The sequence below is a fragment of the Comamonas sp. 17RB genome, assembly GCF_030056555.1.
GTDB classification, from domain to species: domain Bacteria; phylum Pseudomonadota; class Gammaproteobacteria; order Burkholderiales; family Burkholderiaceae_C; genus Comamonas; species Comamonas terrigena.
The window spans coordinates 14,729-34,830 of sequence record NZ_JASHHY010000008.1 but is presented as its reverse complement, the minus strand read 5'-3'; the positions used below and the strand labels follow the sequence as shown (position 1 = coordinate 34,830).

18 protein-coding genes are annotated in these 20,102 nt (G+C 59.4%); 12 read left to right on the top strand and 6 right to left on the bottom strand.

All coding sequences use genetic code 11. The features are described 5' to 3' along the window. The 5 genes from QM470_RS14795 to QM470_RS14775 all read right to left on the bottom strand — a co-directional run bounded on the left by QM470_RS14795 (position 1) and on the right by QM470_RS14775 (position 5,758). A complete protein-coding gene (locus QM470_RS14795) occupies positions 1 to 870 on the bottom strand; it encodes an FkbM family methyltransferase (RefSeq protein WP_283339794.1) in 870 nt (289 codons plus the stop codon). Next, a complete protein-coding gene (locus tag QM470_RS14790) occupies positions 867 to 1,991 on the bottom strand; it encodes an FkbM family methyltransferase (protein WP_283339793.1) in 1,125 nt (374 codons plus the stop codon). The genes QM470_RS14795 and QM470_RS14790 overlap by 4 nt, the downstream gene beginning before the upstream one ends. Beyond that, entirely contained in the window at positions 1,985 to 3,175 is a 1,191-nt protein-coding gene (locus tag QM470_RS14785; protein ID WP_283339792.1) for a Gfo/Idh/MocA family protein, read from the bottom strand. Before QM470_RS14785 ends, QM470_RS14790 begins: the two co-directional genes overlap by 7 nt. 32 nt (positions 3,176 to 3,207) lie before the next feature. Then, a complete protein-coding gene (locus tag QM470_RS14780; protein WP_283339791.1) occupies positions 3,208 to 4,386 on the bottom strand; it encodes an ATP-grasp domain-containing protein in 1,179 nt (392 codons plus the stop codon). A gap of 109 nt (positions 4,387 to 4,495) precedes the next feature. Then, entirely contained in the window at positions 4,496 to 5,758 is a 1,263-nt protein-coding gene (locus tag QM470_RS14775; RefSeq protein WP_283339790.1) for a flagellin, read from the bottom strand. 386 nt (positions 5,759 to 6,144) lie between these two features. Here QM470_RS14775 and QM470_RS14770 point away from each other — a divergent pair, with 386 nt between their 5' ends. The 5 genes from QM470_RS14770 (at position 6,145) to QM470_RS14750 (ending at position 11,398) form a co-directional block, all read left to right on the top strand. Beyond that, positions 6,145 to 7,374, top strand: a complete 1,230-nt coding sequence (locus QM470_RS14770) for a flagellin (protein ID WP_283339789.1) — start codon at positions 6,145 to 6,147, stop codon at positions 7,372 to 7,374. A gap of 222 nt (positions 7,375 to 7,596) precedes the next feature. Further along, a complete protein-coding gene (locus QM470_RS14765; RefSeq protein WP_283339788.1) occupies positions 7,597 to 8,826 on the top strand; it encodes a flagellin in 1,230 nt (409 codons plus the stop codon). A gap of 349 nt (positions 8,827 to 9,175) precedes the next feature. Next, complete coding sequence (gene fliD / locus QM470_RS14760) at positions 9,176 to 10,624, top strand: flagellar filament capping protein FliD (RefSeq protein ID WP_283339787.1); 1,449 nt, start codon at positions 9,176 to 9,178, stop codon at positions 10,622 to 10,624. Between the two features lie 53 nt (positions 10,625 to 10,677). Continuing rightward, positions 10,678 to 11,097 (top strand): flagellar export chaperone FliS, encoded by a 420-nt coding sequence (fliS, locus tag QM470_RS14755; protein WP_283339970.1) that lies wholly within the window; start codon positions 10,678 to 10,680, stop codon positions 11,095 to 11,097. Position 11,098: 1 nt separating this feature from the next. Beyond that, on the top strand, positions 11,099 to 11,398 hold the full coding sequence (locus tag QM470_RS14750) for a flagellar protein FliT (protein ID WP_283339786.1): 300 nt from the start codon (positions 11,099 to 11,101) through the stop codon (positions 11,396 to 11,398). Positions 11,399 to 11,781: 383 nt separating this feature from the next. On the opposite strand, the gene fliE is transcribed toward QM470_RS14750, so the two are convergent. Then, positions 11,782 to 12,102, bottom strand: a complete 321-nt coding sequence (fliE, locus tag QM470_RS14745) for a flagellar hook-basal body complex protein FliE (protein WP_066541758.1) — start codon at positions 12,100 to 12,102, stop codon at positions 11,782 to 11,784. Positions 12,103 to 12,283: 181 nt separating this feature from the next. On the opposite strand from fliE, the gene fliF reads away from it, so the two are divergent. The 7 genes from fliF (at position 12,284) to QM470_RS14710 (ending at position 20,092) form a co-directional block, all read left to right on the top strand. Beyond that, positions 12,284 to 13,978: a flagellar basal-body MS-ring/collar protein FliF gene (gene fliF / locus QM470_RS14740; RefSeq protein ID WP_283339785.1), complete on the top strand. Its 1,695-nt coding sequence runs from the start codon at positions 12,284 to 12,286 to the stop codon at positions 13,976 to 13,978. A 40-nt stretch (positions 13,979 to 14,018) separates the two neighbouring features. Beyond that, a complete protein-coding gene (gene fliG, locus QM470_RS14735) occupies positions 14,019 to 15,014 on the top strand; it encodes a flagellar motor switch protein FliG (RefSeq protein ID WP_066541760.1) in 996 nt (331 codons plus the stop codon). A gap of 10 nt (positions 15,015 to 15,024) precedes the next feature. Further along, positions 15,025 to 15,876, top strand: a complete 852-nt coding sequence (locus QM470_RS14730; protein ID WP_283339784.1) for a FliH/SctL family protein — start codon at positions 15,025 to 15,027, stop codon at positions 15,874 to 15,876. A 7-nt stretch (positions 15,877 to 15,883) separates the two neighbouring features. Further along, positions 15,884 to 17,275, top strand: a complete 1,392-nt coding sequence (gene fliI / locus QM470_RS14725) for a flagellar protein export ATPase FliI (RefSeq protein WP_066541826.1) — start codon at positions 15,884 to 15,886, stop codon at positions 17,273 to 17,275. Between the two features lie 20 nt (positions 17,276 to 17,295). Next, positions 17,296 to 17,760 carry a flagellar export protein FliJ gene (gene fliJ, locus QM470_RS14720; protein WP_066541831.1) on the top strand — a complete coding sequence of 155 codons (465 nt, stop codon included), beginning with the start codon at positions 17,296 to 17,298 and terminating at the stop codon, positions 17,758 to 17,760. A gap of 2 nt (positions 17,761 to 17,762) precedes the next feature. Further along, positions 17,763 to 19,130: a flagellar hook-length control protein FliK gene (locus QM470_RS14715; RefSeq protein WP_283339783.1), complete on the top strand. Its 1,368-nt coding sequence runs from the start codon at positions 17,763 to 17,765 to the stop codon at positions 19,128 to 19,130. A gap of 401 nt (positions 19,131 to 19,531) precedes the next feature. Beyond that, positions 19,532 to 20,092 carry a flagellar basal body-associated FliL family protein gene (locus QM470_RS14710; RefSeq protein ID WP_066541832.1) on the top strand — a complete coding sequence of 187 codons (561 nt, stop codon included), beginning with the start codon at positions 19,532 to 19,534 and terminating at the stop codon, positions 20,090 to 20,092. Positions 20,093 to 20,102: the final 10 nt, after the last annotated feature.

Here is a 20,102-nt window from a genome sequence, read left to right as displayed (position 1 = left end):
TCAGAGGGAAATTTTTTTACTTTTGGACTTGATCAGCAAGTCCACATAGCCTTTTCCGAAATTGGCTCTTTTCCGAACGTATGCGTCAAATGGGGCAATGTCTTGGGGTGTCAATGGCGTCTTGAAGCGATCTGCCAAAGAGGTGTTGTGAAAAGTCGGCGGTGATAACTCAATCGCATCAAAATTTTCCACCAGATAGGTCAGGAAAGCATGAGAGCCCTGCGCGTCTACTTTATCTATCCATGCCGGTGCAAACTCTGTTCGAACAAGGAAATTATGATTCCGTTTGAAGAATTCTTCACCACCTTGAAGCACCTTGAAGTCATACCCTTGGGTGTCAACTTTAATGAATACTGACTTGTCGTCGGGGAATTTTGACAGAAGGCCTGACAACGTATTCTGGGAAACTGCGTAACTTGGTGTGTCGTCTCCGCTGGCAACACGACCATCGACGGAGAATCCCGGGCATTCTAGGAACCCCACATCCTCTGCCGAGTCGCCCATCGCAATGTTCTTCAGTTCATAGCATTTTATCGAGTTGATCTCCATATTTTTCTTATAGAGCGATGCAAGGCTTGCATTTGGTTCGATTGCAATAATATCTGTTTCAGGAAAATTTTCTGCAAAGCAAACAGAAGAAAATCCAATATTGGCGCCGATATCTACAATCAACTGGGGAGCAATAAGATTTCTTATCTCCTCGTATACTGGATGGTGAAACTCTGACCAGGCATTGTCTGTCTGATAGATGCCTCCACCCATGCTGCAGTCGATCTTGAGTTGGCTTTTCCCGAAATTGATCAAATCTCCGCGCCGCTGGCATATTTCAGCATAGAGTTCTGAATTGGAGAAATATTTTAATGCATTCATATCTTTGTCACATTGATGGGAACAAAATACAAGACACTTTCTGTCCATCCTTCGGTGTAGTGTCGGAGATAGATCTTGTAGTCTTTTCTGAGTTGCGTGACAAAATCATAAATTTGGATGAAATCCTGCGGATGGTGATAACCGCTGATCGCAAGAATAGGGTGATTCTTCAAGATGGTCGCTTGTGCGCCATTGAGTGCATGCAGTTCCCAGCCTTCCAGATCCATCTTAATGAAGTCTACGCGGGATAGGTTGAAAGAATCCAGGCGATCCACTTCAATGGAATCCGTACCAGAGTCGCTTATTTTGCTTGCGGAGCCATTGTCGCCAGAAAATCGCAATACCTCTTTTTTGCTGGAGAGCCCCACTCTGTAGGCATTGGTATTGCGTGTATTTTTTAACGCATCCAGGACTCTTTCATAGTTGCTTGCAGATGGCTCAAAAACATGGATATCGGAGTAGGCTGGGTAGCGGCTGGAGAATTCTAGACTGGTCTCTCCATGAAAACCGCCCGCGTCGACAAAGGAACCGTCTTGCGGAAAATCAAAAAATGACTCGAAATATTGATCATTCACTCGGCATGTATAGCCATGCATGAATGAGGGAGATCCCGTCATTCGGTAGTGAAAAATATCTAAAAGTGTTTTCCGGGATTCATCATCTGCCAGTTTTCGGTACAAATAATCAAAGTGTTCTGATTTTTCCTGCAAAGTCGCACGGCTCTGCTGGACGTACTCAGGAGGGGTGAAAAGATCGGGGTAAATCTGATAGAGGTCTGAATGATCCAGCCACAGACCATCTCCTCGTCTTTGAACATTCTGCTGTGCAGTGATGGGGCGTGCATTGGCAACCGTATTGACCAGGATCGCATCTGCAGGCAGTGCATGCTGACTTACAACAGGCAGTCCATGCCAATCCATGGGCTCCGTAATGAAATCATCCACCACGCCTGAAAGTTGAATATCTTTCGCGAGCAGCAATGTGTTTTCATTGCGCCCCAAAGCATAGCGCTTTTTCTGATCTGCCAAAAATACCTCGGCAGTGCTCTGGCGCGGGTTGGGATGCGCTGCCCACTGGGTCAGGAATTCTGAGGGGTGAGAGAGTATGGCGTGGTTCAGCATGAAAGAGCCTCGGTGACATGAAGTGGTGGTGCCTGCATCTCGCTGGACGCGCGAGCAATGTTTTCCCATTTTCCGCTGTGGGCAGACCGGTGCACTGCCTCCAGAAAAGCCAGTCCACGGGCCGCACTGGATGGGCCAAAAACGTAGCTGGAGTCGCGATGTGAGTCTTTGCTTGCAAGCAGGTCTGCAATATCGGTATAGAGATTGGCAAAAGCCTCTATGAATCCTGCAGGATGGCCCGCTTTGAACCTTGTGTAGCGGGCACTGTTTGCGGTCATCAACTGCGAAGACCCTCGGTCTATGCGCTCACGCCGACCGTCTTGTGAATTCCACTGGATTTCTTCCGGTTCCGCTTGGACCCACTCTGCCGAGGCCTTGGAGCCGAAAACCCTGATACGCAGACCATTGCGATAGCCCAATGCAGATTTGCCATACCAGTAATTGGCGCGCACATTGTTGGGGTAACGTGCAATGCAGCTGACATCATCTAGAATATTTTCAAACAGCCCGTAGGAGCGGTGATCGGCAACGACCTCGACCGCTTCTCCTGCGCCCAGGAACTCAACCAGATGGTGTGCGTGAACACCCAGGTCCAAGGAGACCGTCGGAATCTCCGCATCGCTGAGCCGCCATTTCTGGGGGCTGGGTGCCATACCATTGGTGATGCGCGAGAAACCTTCCTGCGGCATCTCCACATGGATTTGTTGCAGTGTGCCAAGCCGCCCCTGACGGATCATTTCACGGAGTTCACGGACCATGGGGTAGCCGGTATAGTTATAGGTAACGGCCAAAAAGCCTGCATGCGTTATTACATTTCTTTCTATGTCCAGGCTCTCTCGCAATGATGTGGTCAGTGCTTTTTCGCAAATCAAAGGAACTTGATTTTCCAATGCACAATTCAGTATCGGAGTGTGCATGGGGGTGGGGGTCAGCACCGCCAGCGCATCAATATTGTTTTTCTCTTTCTGAATCAACTCACCCCAACTCTCATATACGCGTTCGGGTTGAATCCCGTACGCCATGCCGGTTTTTGCGTTGATTTCCGCATTCCTGCTGAAGCAGCCTGTGACCAGCTCAAAACGCTTGTCCAGCGTGGAGGCCGTATAGTGGGCATAGCCTACGGCGGAGTTGATGGCACCACCGATGAATCCAAGGCGAAGGGGTCGATGAGGTGTGTGGTTCATACGAGTGCGTTCCTGAAGCTTTCGTGGCGATCTTATTGCGCTGTCATGTAATTGATCTTATATAGCTGCTTGTTAGAGATCATTTTTAAGATCTCTTTCAATTCACCATGATCTTGGCATTCCAGAAAGAGAATGCCGATGCGTCCTGCCGGGCTTGGTTTGATGGCGGCGCCAATGGAAGCAATCTGTATATATTCCAGGATGGGAATATGCTTGCTGAATTCAATGGACTTGAAAATTCCGGTGTGGTTGTCTGTGATCGTGTGGCGCAAAACTATCTTTCCATCATCGGCAGGTGTCTGAGAGATATCAAACTGTGGATGGATGAAATAGCTGGCATATGCCGCAGCATAATCGAAGCCAGAAGAATGTTGGATCAACTTGCTGTATAAATCACCTGGGCATCTTCTGGTGATTTCAATCAGCCATATATTGTGACTGTGGTCCACGATGAATTGCGTGTGAACCAGCCCATTTTTTATATTGAGAATGCGCGCCAGCTGTGTGATCTCATGCCGAATCTTGTTTTTGATGGCATCGCTGAGTTCGTGAGCGACATAGCTGGTGTCCACCGCATACTGGTTTGCGAAGCCATACTCGGTCACCCAGAAGTCACGGACAATGCTTTCTGCGCCAATGAACGCAGAATGGCTATATAGCTGACCTTCTATATAGTCTTCAACCAGGCAGTTCTGGGACTTTGAGTTTTGTATCGCCAGCTGAATGGCCGATTCCAGTTCTTCAGCGGCCGGAGAATACAGCTTGGTAATGCCTTTCCCGCTGAAAGAATCTGTTGGCTTGACAATGATGGGGCGCTGAGGCGGCGAGCTGCGAACTTGCGCAATGTCATGCTTGCGGGGAACTGATAGGTTATTCGCTTGCGCAAAGTTCCTGAAAAGCTCTTTGTTGAGTATTTTTTGTGCGACGTCTGCACTATCAATGCTCGCAGCGTTCTGAACATGGGGAATGCCGGTGCATGCGGCATACGATGCATCGTTGCATCCCGGGACGATGCAATCAATCGAATATTGGGCGACGACCGCAGCCAGAATTTCCTTGTTGGAATAATCTGCGTGAATATAGTTATTCAGGCCTACGGCTAAAAAATCATTTCTATTCCCGCCAATGACAAAGACATTATGTCCCCCGGCCACCAGTGACTCATAGATTGGCATCGAGGAGAAGTTGGTATCGACCAGCAGAATGTTCATTGGAGAGATGGTTTTGAATGCCTAAAAAAAAGCCGCAGCACCCAGTTGCAACTGAATGCTGCGGCTCTTGATGCGGCCGGTAACGACGTAGCCAGTAAGAATGTTGAGATTACTTTTGCAGCAACTGCAGAACGTTCTGCGGGATCTGGTTGGCTTGCGACACCATGGCTGTGCCAGCTTGCTGCAGGATCTGGGTACGGCTCAGATTGGCGGTTTCCTTGGCGAAGTCGGCGTCCATGATACGGCCGCGGGCAGCAGACAGGTTCTCGACCTGGATGTCGATGTTGTTCACTGCATTTTCGAAGCGGGTCTGCACCGCGCCCAGGGTGGCGCGTGCGCCATTGACCTGGTCCACGGCGCTGTCGATCTTCTTGAGGGCCACCCAGGCGCCGGCTTGGGTGGTGACATCGATTTGCTCAATGCCCTTGTCGTTGATGACCGACGTTGCCGCGGCGGTGCCGCCTGCCATGTCGAAGTCGGCCTTGACGATGCCCGTGGCAGCGGCAGAGAAGTTCGCGGACAGCGTGACGGGCACGGGTTCGCCATTGGCGTCCAGCTTGCCGGACATCAATTCCACCTTGTAGGTTTCCGTGCCCTCGATCTTGGTCAGGTAGGCGGTCACACCGGTGTCGGCGGTCTTGTTGTTGATGGCCGTCACCACCTGGCCCAGACGCTCTTGCGGATTCTGGGCAGCCTTGATCGTTTCCAGGGTGACCACGGTGGCGTTGGGGGCGGTACCGACGGTGATGGAGGCAAAGTCTGCTGCAGTAGCGGTAGCAGGGTCTGCCGGGATGGAGGTGCTGATGTCGGTGATGGAGGCCAGATCCACGACCGAGTTCGTGGCGGCATAGGACGTGGTGGACAGCTGCGAAGCGCGGGTGTCTGCCAGTGCGCCCAGGGTCACGTTGTCGCCGGAGTTGGCGCCCACTTGGAACACGGCGCCGGCAAACGAACCGTCCAGAATCTTCTGGCCGTTGAAGTTGGTCTGCTTGGCCACACGGTCAATTTCAGCCGACAGCTGGCTGACTTCGGCCTGCAGGGCCTTGCGGTCGCTGTCGCTGTTGGTGGCGTTGGAGGCTTGCACGGCCAGTTCACGCATGCGCTGCAGCATGTCACCCACCTTGCCCAGCGCACCTTCTGCCGTCTGTGCCAGCGAAATGCCGTCGTTGGCATTGCGCGAGGCCACGCTCAGGCCGCGGACCTGGGTGTTCATGCGCTCTGCGATGGCCAGACCGGCGGCATCGTCCTTGGCGCTGTTGACACGCAGGCCTGACGACAGACGTTGCATGGTGGTGTTCAGCGAGCTACCCGAGAGGGTCAGGTTTCGCTGCGCATTGATCGAAGCAATATTGGTGTTGATAGTTGCGGCCATTGCTGTTCCTCTAGTGAAAGGGCGGGTTGCATCGCATCGCTACTGAAACCGTGGGCACAAATAAGCGACAGGCAACGCTAGCGATGGGGGAATTCTTCTATGGAGGGCGGCTCGGCATAGCGGGAATAAACGCAGCAATCACCGCGCTTCTCGGTCTTTCGTGACGGAGGCGGGGCAGAAGAGGGGATGGGGGCTCTGCAGGGAGCAAAGCGGCCTTCGCAGGCGGATGCGAAAAAAAGCTAAAGAAATTTCCAGGGGGCCCGATAACAGTTTTGTACGGAGCAAGCACGCAGCCTCAAGGGGGTGCAAAGGTCCACAGAGACAACCGCAAGCACCGGCAAAAGCAAACGTTCATCAACTATCGCCTGGATAAAAGGAATCGCATCATGGCCATGACCATCAACACCAACATCGTTTCGATCAACGCCCAACGCAACCTGGGTCTGTCCGGCAGCTCGCTCGGCACCGCCATGCAACGTCTGTCCTCGGGTCTGCGTGTCAACAGCGCCAAGGACGATGCCGCCGGTCTGGCCATTTCCCAGCGTATGAGCACCCAGGTCCGTGGCCTGACCGTGGCTGCCCGCAATGCCAACGATGGCATCTCGCTGGCACAGACGGCAGAAGGTGCGCTGGGCAAGGTGGGTGACATGCTGCAGCGCATGCGTGACTTGGCCGTGCAGTCCAGCAACGCCACCAACAGCAAGAGCGACCGCGAAGCCCTGCAGGCCGAGCTGAGCCAGCTGCGTGACGAAGTGGACCGTGTGGCCAAGACCACGACCTTCAACGGCGCCAAGCTGCTGGACGGCAGCTTCACCGGCGGCGTGTTCCAGGTGGGGGCCAATTCCGGCGACAACATCACCGTGGGTGCCCTGAGCAACACCAAGGTGACCGAGCTGGGCAATTCGGTGTACGGCTCCGGCTCCACCACTGCAGCGACCGCCGAGGCTCTGCAAACCACCTTGGCGGGTAACGGTACGGTTGCTGCCGCAGACGTGACGATCGGTATCCGAGGTGCCGATTCGACCACGGTGCACACGATCACCATCAAGGCCGATGCCAACATGACCAAGGAGCAGGCGCTGGGCAAGACGATCGAGGCGATCAACTCCAAGACGGCTGACACTGGCGTGACGGCTTTCCTGGAAGAGGATGCCGCTGGCGTCATGCAGATCCAGATCCGTGCGACCGCGGAACAGGCAGGCAATGCCACGGGTGTTGCGATCACCTACAGCACGGGTACCAATGTGACCGGTGCCGGTGCGGACCTGGTGGCCGCTGCAAGCGTGACCGATGCAGGCGACAAGGGTATCGACAAGCTGGACATCAGCACCCAGTCGGGCTCTTGGGAAGCGCTGCAGCGTATCGACGGTGCCATCGACTCCGTGAGCTCCGCACGGGCCGGTTTGGGTGCCATCCAGACCCGCTTTGAGAAGTCCATCGAGAACATCGAGTCGATGAACGAAAACCTGACGGCTGCCCGTGGACGCATCATCGATGCCGACTTCGCCAGCGAAACCGCTGCCCTGAGCCGTGCGCAGATCCTGCAGCAAGCGGGTACCGCCATGGTCTCCCAGGCCAACCAGCTGCCCCAGCAAGTGCTGAGCCTGCTGAAGTAAGAGGCACCGTACCCAGGGACACGCAAACCGCGGAACTCTGGGTACAGCGTTTGAATGAATAACCCCGTGCCCTGCACCCCCTCTCTCGCAGGGCATGGATCCGGAATTACGGGCGGGCAACTGCCTGAAAACAAGGTGTCAACCGTTCTTGGGCTTGAGCAAATGGGACCGGTTTGACGCTATCCATCACTGTGTGAGCGTTAGAAAAGAAGGGGAAATCAAATGGCAATGACCATTAACACCAATGTTGTGTCGATCAACGCGCAACGTAACCTGGGTCTGTCTGGCAATTCGCTGTCGACCTCCATGCAACGCCTGTCCTCGGGTCTGCGTGTGAACAGTGCCAAGGACGATGCCGCTGGTCTGGCCATCTCCGAACGCATGAGCACCCAGGTTCGTGGCCTGACCGTGGCTGCCCGCAATGCCAACGACGGCATCTCGCTGGCGCAAACCGCGGAAGGTGCGCTGGGCAAGGTGGGCGACATGCTGCAACGTATGCGTGACCTGGCTGTTCAGTCCAGCAACGCGACCAACAGCGCTAGCGACCGCGAAGCCCTGCAGGCCGAGCTGAGCCAGCTGCGTGACGAAGTGGACCGTGTGGCCAAGACCACGACCTTCAACGGCGCCAAGCTGCTGGACGGCAGCTTCACCGGTGGCGTGTTCCAGGTGGGTGCCAATTCCGGCGACAACATCACCGTGGGTGCCCTGAGCAACACCAAGGTGACCGAGCTGGGTAATTCCATCTACGGTTCCGGTGCGACGGCCGCCACGGCGACCGATGCCCTGCAGACCATCCTGGCTGGCAACGGCACCGTGGCTGCTGCGGACGTGACGATTGGTATCCAAGGTGCCAATTCGACCGCCGTGCAGACTGTCACGATCAAGGCCGATGCCAACATGACCAAGGAACAGGCTCTGGGCAAGGCGATCGAAGCGATCAACTCCAAGACCGCTGACACCGGCGTGACGGCTTTCCTGGAAGAAGATGCTGCTGGCGTGAAGCAGATCCAACTGCGTGCAACCGAAGACAAGTCGGGAACCGCTACAAGCGTGGCAGTGACGTACAGCTCCGGCACCAACGTGACCGGTACGGGTGCGAACCTGGTGGCCGCTGGTACCCTGACGGAAGCCGGCGACAAGGGTATCGACCAGATCGACATCAGCACCCAGTCGGGTTCTTGGGAAGCCATGCAGCGTCTGGACAAGGCCATTGACAGCGTGAGCTCTGCACGTGGTCAGCTGGGCGCCCTGCAGACCCGCTTCGAGAAGGCTGTCGAAAACATCGACATCCAGAACGAAAACGTGACAGCTGCCCGTGGTCGCATCATCGATGCCGACTTCGCTTCCGAAACTGCCAACCTGAGCCGCGCTCAGATCCTGCAACAAGCCGGTACCGCCATGGTGGCTCAGGCCAACCAGCTGCCGCAGAACGTGCTGAGCCTGCTGCGTTAATCAGCCAGGCAGCAGCCATGACCTGTGATGGGCCATGGTTGCTGGCTGAATGAAAGTTTGCTTTGATGACCGCCATGGATTCATGGCGGTCTTTTTTTTGGCCAGCTGGGTTTGGTCGGTGTGTATGGCGTCTTGTGATGTTGGGATCCGACAAACGGCAGTCGAAGACCCTCAACTATCGGGAAAACCGGCCGATATCTCAAATAGGCAAGGTGTAGGGGTAGCGGGTCAGACGTACTGTCCGGTGCTCTCCGTTTAATTCGGCCTTTTGTATTCCGGCAAGAGGTTACACAATACGTGCAGTTTCAGATCTGTGCAGACCGGCACGGATCAGCAAGGAGTATGCAATATGGGCGTTTCATCCGTAGGTATCGGCAGCGGGCTGAAGGTTGACGAGATCGTCTCTCAGCTGGTGGAGCTCGAGAAAAAACCACTGGAAACGCTGCAGTCGAAGGCAGAAATCATCAGTGCCAAGATCTCGTCCTATGGGCAGATCAAGTCGCTGATGGATGACCTCAATGCTGCCGCCCGGGATTTGACACTGGACCGCACCTGGGGTGCTTCCAAGGTGTCGTCCTCCGGCTCTGCTGCCACGGGTGCCATGACCGGGCTGGCCGCCGCCGGCTCCTACAACGTCAATGTGCTGCAGCTCGCGCAGAGCCAGACCTCGGTGACGACCAAGCTGGCCAAAGGTGCCACGATGGACGTGTCGGGGGTGATGCGTTTCAAGATTGGTAACCTGGAAACCAAGACCTTTGACCTGTCCATCAATGCATCGGACACGCTGCAGAACGTAGCGGACAAGATCAACGGCGACACCAATATCAGCAAGTCCGTGGTGGCCACGGTCATCAAGGACAGCTCGGGCAACGAGCAGCTGATGATTCGCTCGCGGGAAACCGGCCTGGACAGCAAGTTTGAGGTCAGCCTGGGCTCGAGTGTCGATACCAATGGCGACCTGCAAGCATTCGGTACGCTGGACACCGGCAATCTGGTGACCTTGGCGGGTACGGGTGGCATCACGACCACGCAGGCTGCCAAGAATGCCGAGATGGAACTCAATGGCGTGAAGCTGGAGTCGAATACCAACACCTTTGCGGAGACGATCCCAGGGCTGTCGATTTCGGTATCGGCAGTGGGAACCTCGCTGCTGACGATCGCGCCCGACAAGGACGCGGTGCAGGCCAGCATCCAGAAATTTGTGGATGCCTACAACGCGGTGAATGATCTGCTGTCGCAGTCCACCAAGAGTGTGCGCACCGCGGACGGCAAAACGGATGATGCGGCCATCAAGGATGGCAGCGGTCTGCTGCAGGGCGACAGCAGCACGGTGAGCCTGCAGAACTCCTTGCGGATGATGCTGCAGCGCGTTTCCAGCAACGCCACAGGGGCCTACACGCGCCTGTCCGAAGTCGGCATGCAGATGCAGCAGGGCGGCAAGCTAACCGTGGATACGGAAAAGATGACCGCCGCGCTGAAGGATGTGGATTCGCTCAAGAGCCTGTTCACTGCCAAGGCCGATGCGCAGGGCGCGGGTGGCGGTGTGGCCACCAATTACAAGACGTTCACCGACGAGCTGCTGGCTTGGGAGGGAACGCTCAACAACAAGACCGACGCCTTGCAAAAGCAGCTGGACAACAATGGTGACCAGCAGGACAAGGTGAATGCCCGGGCCTCGACGCTGGAAACCCGTCTGCGTGCACAGTACAGCGCGCTGGATGTGAAGATGGCATCGCTCAATGCTTTGGATTCCTACGTCAGCCAGATGGTGACGACCTGGAACAAGTCGAGTGATTGAGTTGGCTGGGCCAGCGGTTTTATTGCCAACAAATTAGGTGCACAAGGAATTACATGTTTTCGTCCACAGGTTTCAGCAAAGCGAATGCCTACCGCCAGGTAGGGGTGCACTCCGGCGTTGAAGATGCCTCTCCGCATATGCTGATCCAGATGCTGTTCGATGGCCTGTTCCAGTCGCTGAATGCGGCGCGTGGCGCCATAGAGCGCGGGGATATCGAGGAGAAGGGGCAGCACATCTCCCGGTCTGTCCGCATTCTGCAGGAAGGCCTGATCATGGGTCTGGATATGGAAAAAGGCGGCGAACTGGCTGCAAATCTGCGCTTGCTGTATGACTACTGTGTGGCACAGTTGACCAAGGCCAATCTGCACAGCGATGCATCGCTGGTGGAAGAGGTGATCAGTGTTTTGCAGCCTGTGGCACAGGGGTGGAAAGAAATTGGTTCTCAGGTGGATACAGTCGCACGTGGAGACTGAGATGGAGATGCAGTTGTTGGATTACTACAAAGCAATCGAAGCGAAGAGCGCAGACATGCTGCAAGCAGCCCAGTCTCATGATTGGGATGCGGTGGTCGACTGTGAAAAGGCCTGTGGTGTGCTGATCAATGAACTGCGTGTCCAGGCCGAGCAGAACGTGCTGTCCGTCGTGGAGCGCAAGGAAAAGACGCGCATCATGCAGCGCATTCTGCGCAACGATGCCCAGATCCGTATCCTGGCCGAGCCCTGGCTGGCGCAGCTGGACCATCTGGGCAAGGTGCCTGCATCGCTGATGCACTGAACCCCATCTGATTCGACAGATTACAAGGCCCGCATGCCGAGAGGTGTGCGGGCCTTGTTGCATGGGCGCCAGGATCGCTGTTGGCGGCCAGCTGCCTGGAAGGGGGGGGATGTCTGCTGATGAATTGGCGAATTGGCGTGCTGCAGGATGGTTAGGTGTGTGGTCGGGGTAAATGGCCGCGTGTTCTTTGCAGCGCGGCCCCCTGTGCCGCCACATCCGGGCTCTGGAAGATGCCAGTCCTTGCGTAGTTGGAGCGGTGCAGCGCAGCAGGCGTCGTCTACGGACAAAAAAAAGCCACAGATTGCTCCGTGGCTACTTGAAGTGTGAACTGTGAAGAGGAAAGGGGTGAATGCATGCGGCTGGCATGCATTCCAATGGGGTCATTACACCTGCATGTTCATCACATCGGTGTAGGCCTGGACCAGGCGATTGCGTACGTGCAGCGTAGCCTGGAAGCCGATCTGTGCTTTCTGCATGGCCACCATGGTTTCTTCCAGGCTGACCGACGGATTTTCCAGCTGCACTTCTTTTTGCAGGTGGGAAGAATGGTTCTGCGAGGCGCTGACCGAGCGCAGCGCGCTTTCCAGCTCGGTGCTGAAGCCGTTGCCCTGGGCCTCGGCCTTTTGCAGAGGTTTGGTCAGGCGGGCGGTCAGGTCGCCGCCGGCAGAGACGGGTGAGGTCGCGCTATGAAGACGGAGGTCCATGGTGGGTTCCTGATGGTGACTTGAAGATGGCGCAATCGTAGGCGGGCGGGGAAAGTGCATCTGGGGGAATAAAGCGGGAAAGCCGCGCCTTATTGGGGGAACGCCGGCGGGGGGATTTCGCATACTCGGCACCACGTTGGGCTCCGTGTCGGGCCCGCACTTTCTGTTTGTGGAAGAACCCATGTCCGCTGTCGCACAAGTCCCTGTTGCCGAGAATCCGCCTCCCGCAGTCACGCAGGCGCCTGCCAGTTGGCAGCAGCGCATCAGCGACATGGACCGCGGCCAGCGCCTGCGCTGGGGTGCGGTTGCCGCTGTGGCCGTGGCCGCTGTGGCCGCGGCCTTCTTCTTCAGCCGCCAGCCGGATTACCGGGTGCTGTTCTCCAACCTCAGCGACAAGGATGGCGGCGCCATCGTGGCGCAGCTGGCGGGCATGAACGTGCCTTACAAGTACACCGAAGGCGGTGGCGCCATCATGATTCCGGCCGACCGCGTGCATGACGTGCGCCTGAAGCTGGCCACGCAAGGCCTGCCCAAGGGTTCGGTGTCGGGCTTCGAGATCATGGAGGGCAGCAAGTTCGGTATCACCCAGTTCCAGGAGCGTGTGAACTACCAGCGTGCGCTGGAAGGCGAGCTGACACGTTCCATCCAGGGCCTGTCGGCGGTGCAGAACGCCCGCGTGCACCTGGCCCTGCCCAACCAGAATGGATTTTTCCGTGAGCAGCAAAAGCCTTCGGCTTCGGTGCTGCTGACGTTGTACCCCGGCCGTGTGCTGGACCGCACCCAGATTGCCGGCATCGTGCACCTGGTCTCGTCCAGCGTGCCGGAGCTGCTGCCCACGGCGGTCAGTGTGCTGGATGACAGCGGCAAGCTGCTGTCGCAGGCGCCGGATGGCAAGGACAGCCCGGTCGATCTGCAGCAGCTGATGTTCCAGCAGCAGCTGGAAAAGCAATACACCCAACGCATTCTGGACATCCTGGAGCCCGTGGTGGGCAAGGGCAATGTCAAAGCCCAGGTGACGGCCGAGCTGGACTTCTCGCAGTCCGAATCCACCACCGAGCAGCACAATCCCAACCAGGGCCAGGCGCCCAGTGCCGTGCGCAGCCAGCAGGTGGTGGAGAGCACCGGTGAGCAAAAGCCCCAGCCGCCGACCGGCGTGCCCGGCGCCACCAGCAACCAGCCGCCCCAGCAGAACCAGGCGCCGATCAACAGCAACAATGCACCGGTGCTGCAGGCTGCCAACGGCACGCAAAAGGCCGACTTCATGAGCATTCCCGGCAGCAAGCGCGAGTCGGTGACCAATTTTGAAGTGGACAAGACCGTCAGGGTCACCCGCAACAGCACCGGTGGCATCAAGCGCATGACGGCCGCGGTGGTGGTCAACTACCTGCCCGTGGCGGCGGCCGAAGGCGAAGGTGCTGCGGTACCGAAGGCGCTGCCGGCAGAGCAGCAGGCCCAGATGCTGGCCCTGGTGCGCGAGACCATTGGCTACAACGCCGATCGCGGGGACTCGGTCAACCTGATGAACGCACCTTTCCGTGTGGAGAAGGTGAATGTCGAGAACCTGCCGCTGTGGCGCCAGCCTGAAACCATTGAACTGGCCAAGACCCTGGCCTGGCCTGTGGGTCTGGGCGTGGCCGCTGCCGTGGTCCTGCTGGGTCTGCTGCTGCGCCGCCGCAAGCAAAAGAAGCAGGAAGCGACTGCCGTGGACCTGCTGGCTGCCGAAGAGCTGGAACGCCCCGCATTGGCCGCGCCGCTGAAGCCGGGCGAGCCTTCGCCCGAGCAGATTCGACTCGAGCAGGCGCGTGCCCTGGCCAAGCAGAACCCGATTGCGGTGGCCAACATCGTCAAGACCTGGATCAGCGGCGAGGCGTCCTGAAGCGACTCCTTGATTCCACACCACATACAAAGAGAATCTTATGGATGACCGTGGCCTGAATGACGCCGCCATTTTGTTGATGTCCCTGGGCGAGGAGGAGGCGGCCGAGGTGTTCAAACACCTGTCGCCCAAGGAGGTGCAGAAGCTGGGCGAAACCATTGCCCGCATGCGCGCCGTGTCCAAGGAAAAAGTGGATTTCGTGATCGCCCGCTTCACGGACGATTGCGCAGCCCAAAGCCTGCTGGTGGAAGATGCCAGCGGCTATGTGAAATCGGTGCTCCGGCGCGCGCTGGGTGACGACAAGGCTGCCCTGCTGCTGGACCGTATCCTGCAGGGTGGCGATGTCTCGGGCATTGAAAGCCTGAAGTGGATGGACCCGGTGTCTGTGGCCGAACTGCTGCGTAACGAACACCCGCAGATCGTGGCGGCCATCCTGGTTCACCTGGAACATGAACAGGCGGCAGCCGTGCTGATGCAGCTGCCCGAGCGTCTGCGCAGCGAAGTGATGCTGCGTGTGGCCACCTTGGAAGGTATCCAGCCTTCGGCCCTGAAGGACCTGAACGAGGTGCTCTACAAGGTGCTGGCAGGTGGCGACAAGATCCGCAAGACATCGCTGGGCGGTGTGAAGACCGCTGCCGAAATCATCAACCAGCTGGGCGGCAATGCCGATGTGGCGGTGCTGGACACCATCCGCAACTACGACGCCGACCTGGCGCAGAAGATCATGGACAAGATGTTCGTGTTCGACGACCTGGTCAAGCTGGACGACCGCTCGCTGCAGCTGGTGCTGCGCGAAGTGCCGTCCGAGACCCTGATCGTGTCGCTCAAGGGTGGCTCGATGGAGGTGCGCGACAAGATTCTGGCGAATATGTCCATGCGTGCTTCGGCAGCCCTCAAGGAAGACCTGGAGTCCCGCGGCCCGATGCGCCTGTCGGAAGTGGAAGCGCAGCAGAAGGAAATCCTGAAGGTGGTGCGTCGTCTGGCCGAAGAGAACCAGATCACCATCGGCGGTGGTGCCGAAGACAGCTTCGTGTGAGGACGTGGTCATGACAAGTTCCACCCACCACTACGCACGTTTCATCCCCAGCGAAGAGATCGATGCACAGTCCGTGCGCCACTGGCAGTTCGGCGATGTGCAGAAATCCGCGCCGGGCGCGGCGCTGCAGCCCCTGCACGAGCTGGCCACGCTGACGGACCTGCTGCCACCCCCTGCCCCGCAGGGCATGGCGACGCAGGCATTGCCCGAAGACGCGGTGGTGGCGGAAGAGGACAACGCCGTCCAGCTGCGCGAAGAAGAGGTGCATGCCCAGCTGGAGCAGGCCCGCCAGGAGTCGCATGATGCAGGCTATGAGGCCGGCATGCAGGCTGGTCATGGGCTGGGGCTGGAAGAGGGCAAGCAGCAAGCGGGCGCCGAATGGCAGCACCGTTTTGATGATTACATGGCCCAGCAAGGCCGCCAGGCGGCCGAACAGCTGCAGGCAGTGCTCCAGGCTGCGCAGCGCGACGTGCAAGGCATGCAGCAGCACATGGCGCCGGATGTGTTGCAACTGGCCTGCGATATTGCGCGCCAGGTGGTGCGCCAGGAACTGCGCAGCAATCCCCAGGCCCTGCTGCCGGTGGTGCGCGAGGCGCTGGACATGATGTCGGCCGAATCCAAGCCCGCCACGGTGCGCCTGAATCCCCAGGACTGGGAGCGCCTGCAGGAGCCACTGAAGGCTGCCCACCCGCAGCCCAAGATCGAATGGCTGGCGGATGCCAGCGTGCAGCCAGGCGACTGCCTGGTGGAAAGTGCCGGGGCACAGGTGGATGGCAGCCTGGAGCGCCGCTGGCAGCGTGCCGTGGCCGCGCTGGGTCTGGTGTCCACATGGTATGACGGAGCACCTGCCCATGGCCAATGACACCGATATGCCCGTGGCCGACCAGTTGCAACGGTTCTTGCAGCTGGGCCGTGAGCGGCTCAAGCAGCCCTTGCCGCTGCACAGCCACGGCACGCTCACCCGCTTGACGGGCTTGGTGCTGGAAGCGTCGGGCCTGCGCGTGCCGGTAGGCTCGCAATGCCATCTGCAGATGCCCGGGCAGGAACCGGTGCTGGCCGAGGTGGTGGGCTTTGCCGGTGATCGCGCTTTTCTGATGCCGGCGGGGGACATCCAGGGCCTGTCTTGCGGTGCGACCGTGACACCGGCCGAGCCCTATGTGCCGCCGTTGCAGCTGAGCGATACCGAGGTGCCGGTGCTGGCCAAGGGTGTGCTGCGGCTGCCCATGGGAGATGGGCTGCTGGGTCGGGTGGTGGATTCGCAAGGCGTTCCGCTGGACCATGCCGGACCGCTGGCGAACGTACAGGCCGAGACCCTGGACCGCGAGCCCATCAATGCCATGGAACGTGCCCCTGTGCGCGAAAGCCTGGACACCGGTGTGCGGGCCATCAACGCCCTGCTGACCGTGGGGCGTGGACAGCGCCTGGGTCTGTTCGCCGGTTCGGGCGTCGGCAAATCGGTGCTGCTGGGCATGATGGCCCGCTATACCAAGGCCGATGTCATTGTGGTCGGCCTGATCGGCGAACGGGGCCGCGAAGTCAAGGAATTCGTGGAAGATATTCTGGGTGCGCAGGACCGCTCGCGCGCCGTGGTGGTGGCCGCGCCGGCCGATGCGCCGCCGCTGCTGCGCATGCAGGGTGCCAATTACGCCACCGCCATTGCCGAGCATTTCCGCGACAAGGGCCAGCATGTGCTGCTGCTGATGGATTCGCTCACCCGCTACGCCCAGGCGCAGCGTGAGATTGCCTTGGCGATTGGCGAGCCGCCGGCCACCAAGGGCTATCCACCCTCGTGTTTTGCCAAGCTGCCCGGCCTGGTGGAGCGCAGCGGCAACGGCCTGCATGGCGTGGGCTCGATCACGGCGTTCTATACCGTGCTGTCCGAAGGCGATGACCAGCAGGATCCCATTGCGGATGCGTCGCGCGCCATTCTGGACGGGCACTTTGTGCTGTCGCGTGCGCTGGCGGAACAGGGGCATTACCCCGCCATCGACATCGAGCAGTCCGCGTCGCGGGTCATGCACAACGTGGTCACGCGTGAGCACTTCGATCTAGCTAGGCGGTTTAGGGCTGTCTATTCCTGCTATCAAAAGAGTAGGGATTTGATACAAGTAGGGGCTTATATGAGTGGCTCCGATCCCGCGGTGGATGAAGCCATTCGACTGCAGCCCTCCATGGTGCAGTTTCTGCAGCAAACCATGTTTGAGGCGGCGCCCATGGAACAGAGTCTGGTGGACATGGCTGCGGTCCTGGAACAGCAGTGAGCAAATAAAGGGAGACGCTGATGTCATCACTTCACGCTTTGATGGTGGCCATTGAAATGGCTACGCGCAAACGCGATGAGGCCCGCCAGGCCTTGCGCGAGCGCCAGCGTGCGCATGCGGCTGCACAGTCCCAGATGGAGCAGCTGGAAAGTTACACGGAAGAAATGCGCCAGCGCTGGGCGCCGCAAGAAGGTGCCGAACTGAAGCTGGAGGTGATGTACCACCACGAGCAGTTCATGGCACGGCTGCAGCATGCGATCGGTTTGCAGACCCGGGTGATGCAGGACCAGGCGATCCGTCTGGAGGCTGCCCAGAAGGCCCTGATGGCCACCGAGCTGCGCCTGTCCAGCCTGAACAAGGTGGTGGAGACGCGCCGCCGTGACATCGCCCTGGCGCAGCTGCGCCGGGAACAGAAGCAAACGGACGAGCGTGCTGCGCTGCAGTTCATCGGCCGCACTTTCGGCATGCAGTTCCAGGAGGCCTGAGCATGGAGACATTGCCATCCACCCCGGCTCCCGGCAAACGCGCCACGGCCGCAGAAGGACTGGCGGCCCTGCAGCGCAAGCCACGGGCTGCAGAGGGTGACAGCGACAGCGCGGGGCAGACCTCTGCCGCCGGCTTTTTCCGGCTGCTGCAGGCGGCCGCGCAACCGGAAGCCAGCGATGCGGCGTTGACGGACGTGGGCGCGTTGGGGACGGACCCCAGCCTGGGACTGGGGCTGCCGCAGGCTCTGCCGCAACCGGAGGTCGCGGTGGAGGGGGATGCGACGTCCATGACCCTGATGGTGGGCGATGCGGCCTGGACGGTGCAAAGCCTGGTGGGGCAGACGGCCCGCATGGACCAGTCCGCCGATGTGGCCTTGCGCAATGGCTCCCACTTGCAGACGCGGATGGATGCGGGGGACCCCTTGGGTTTGATGCGCAGTGCGGCCCAGAGCGCGCTGGGCGCTGCGTCCCAGGTGCCGGTGGTGGCGCAGGGCGTGGCCCAGGCCTTGGGTGGCGGCGTGATGCAGGCGGTGGCACAAGGCGATGTAGCCGGGGCTGCCGCATGGAATGCCGTCAGCGATACCGCACAGTCCCTGGTGGATGCCATGGCCGATGCCGTGAAGTCTGACGACGGCGACGCGCTGTCGCGCGGCGAGCGCGGCAGCGAAGGGCGTGTCAGCCTGCAAGGCCAATGGACGGCCACCGACCGCCAGGCACAGCCTGCCGAGGTGATGCAGCGCCTGCTGGGGCAGATGTCGCAATTCCTGTCGGCCACGGGCGCGACAGAGGCTGCGGGGCTGCGCCGTGCCGGCAGCAAATCGGTCGATGATGCGGTCACTTCAGCCCAGGATGCTGCCGCTGTGCCTCCTGGCGCCGGGATTGGCGCTGGAACAGGGCGCTTGCAGGACAACGCCGTGGCGCAGGCCGCCGCCGGCCAGCAGACGTCCAACGGAGATGCGCAGGGTGCGCAGGCCGAGCCGGACATGGCGTTCTGGATGAATGCCCGACAGCAACGCGCCGAAGTGGTGCTGGACCGGGACGGCGCGCCGGTCCGCGTGCAGGTCACCATGGAAGGCAGTACCGCCCATGTGACGTTCCGCAGTGACGAGCAGGCCACCCGGTCCATGCTGGATGCCAGTGTGGCCCAGCTGCGTGACATGCTGGCCGCCCAGGGGGTGGAGCTGGCAGGGGTGCAGGTGGGGGCGCAGGGCAGTGGCAGCTCGCAAGGCGATTCCTCTGGTGCGCAGGAGGCTTTCATGCCCGAGGGCGCGCGCCGCGTGCGCTTGCCATCGCAGGCGGGGGCTGAGCAGACGCCCGGCCTGCAGCGTGCGGGCAGTGGCAGCCGCCAAGGCGTCGATATTTTTGCGTGAACGGCAAAAAACACGCTCTGTATACAAGAGCGAAGCCACCAGGGGCGCCGAGTGCGCCCCTTGTCACGTCTGCTGCACTGCAAGGCCATGGCAGCCGGGATTCATGGCTGTGTGGGTGCTGCAATGCAACAAAAAAGACGGTTTTCTGCCCACTGGAGCGGAACACCGGGCGTGAGCGGCAGGGATTGGGCGATGTTTCGGCGCTTTATTCTGGCTATGATTTCGACCGTGCCCGGAATAATTGGCACCCAAAGGCCCGTATCAGGCCTGAGCCAGCGTAGTGCGGCGCCCTGTCCAATGGCCGGATCAGTCTGACAAATCAGGCTGTGAAGCCCGCGCAGGGCGATGTCACCCGCCGGCTCGGCGCCGGGCAGTCCCATTTTCCACGCAAGGAATCACACGTGTCCGCCACTTCTTCTGCAGCATCTCCTGGCAAAGAACCTGCCAAGAGCAAAAAACTGATCGTGATCGGTGCCGTTGTCGCTTTGCTGGTGATCGTCGCGGCCGCGCTGGGCCTGTTTCTGGTGAACAAGCAACGCCATGCCGCCGATGATGATGCGCAGGAGTCGAAAGCCGCCGCCGTGCTGGTGCCGACTTTCCTGCCCATGGAAAACATGGTGGTGAATCTGGCCGATACCGGCGGTGACCGCTTTGCGCAGATCGGCATCACGCTGGAGCTGCAGGACGAGAAGACCTCGGCCTCCGTCAAGCAGTACATGCCCAGCATCCGCAATGGGGTGCTGATGCTGGTGTCGCAGCGCACGGCCGAAGAGCTGCTGCGCCGCGAAGGCAAGGAAAAGCTGGCGGCCGACATCCTGGCCGAAGTCTCGCGTCCGCTGGGCGTGCGCCCAAGTGCCGCACGCGTCGAGCATGACGCCGACGACGGCGAGGAAGAAGAGCGTCCCCGTCGCCGTGCCAATCCGGTGCGCCGCGTGCTGTTCTCCAGCTTCATCATTCAGTAAGCAAGCGCGG

Bases quoted from the DNA above. Each gene is read 5' to 3' on its own strand.
- QM470_RS14795 (WP_283339794.1), bottom strand. From the start codon at position 870: ATGAATGCATTAAAATATTTCTCCAATTCAGAACTCTATGCTGAAATA.
- QM470_RS14790 (WP_283339793.1), bottom strand. From the start codon at position 1,991: ATGCTGAACCACGCCATACTCTCTCACCCCTCAGAATTCCTGACCCAG.
- QM470_RS14785 (WP_283339792.1), bottom strand. From the start codon at position 3,175: ATGAACCACACACCTCATCGACCCCTTCGCCTTGGATTCATCGGTGGT.
- QM470_RS14780 (WP_283339791.1), bottom strand. From the start codon at position 4,386: ATGAACATTCTGCTGGTCGATACCAACTTCTCCTCGATGCCAATCTAT.
- QM470_RS14775 (WP_283339790.1), bottom strand. From the start codon at position 5,758: ATGGCCGCAACTATCAACACCAATATTGCTTCGATCAATGCGCAGCGA.
- QM470_RS14770 (WP_283339789.1), top strand. From the start codon at position 6,145: ATGGCCATGACCATCAACACCAACATCGTTTCGATCAACGCCCAACGC.
- QM470_RS14765 (WP_283339788.1), top strand. From the start codon at position 7,597: ATGGCAATGACCATTAACACCAATGTTGTGTCGATCAACGCGCAACGT.
- fliD (WP_283339787.1), top strand. From the start codon at position 9,176: ATGGGCGTTTCATCCGTAGGTATCGGCAGCGGGCTGAAGGTTGACGAG.
- fliS (WP_283339970.1), top strand. From the start codon at position 10,678: ATGTTTTCGTCCACAGGTTTCAGCAAAGCGAATGCCTACCGCCAGGTA.
- QM470_RS14750 (WP_283339786.1), top strand. From the start codon at position 11,099: ATGGAGATGCAGTTGTTGGATTACTACAAAGCAATCGAAGCGAAGAGC.
- fliE (WP_066541758.1), bottom strand. From the start codon at position 12,102: ATGGACCTCCGTCTTCATAGCGCGACCTCACCCGTCTCTGCCGGCGGC.
- fliF (WP_283339785.1), top strand. From the start codon at position 12,284: ATGTCCGCTGTCGCACAAGTCCCTGTTGCCGAGAATCCGCCTCCCGCA.
- fliG (WP_066541760.1), top strand. From the start codon at position 14,019: ATGGATGACCGTGGCCTGAATGACGCCGCCATTTTGTTGATGTCCCTG.
- QM470_RS14730 (WP_283339784.1), top strand. From the start codon at position 15,025: ATGACAAGTTCCACCCACCACTACGCACGTTTCATCCCCAGCGAAGAG.
- fliI (WP_066541826.1), top strand. From the start codon at position 15,884: ATGCCCGTGGCCGACCAGTTGCAACGGTTCTTGCAGCTGGGCCGTGAG.
- fliJ (WP_066541831.1), top strand. From the start codon at position 17,296: ATGTCATCACTTCACGCTTTGATGGTGGCCATTGAAATGGCTACGCGC.
- QM470_RS14715 (WP_283339783.1), top strand. From the start codon at position 17,763: ATGGAGACATTGCCATCCACCCCGGCTCCCGGCAAACGCGCCACGGCC.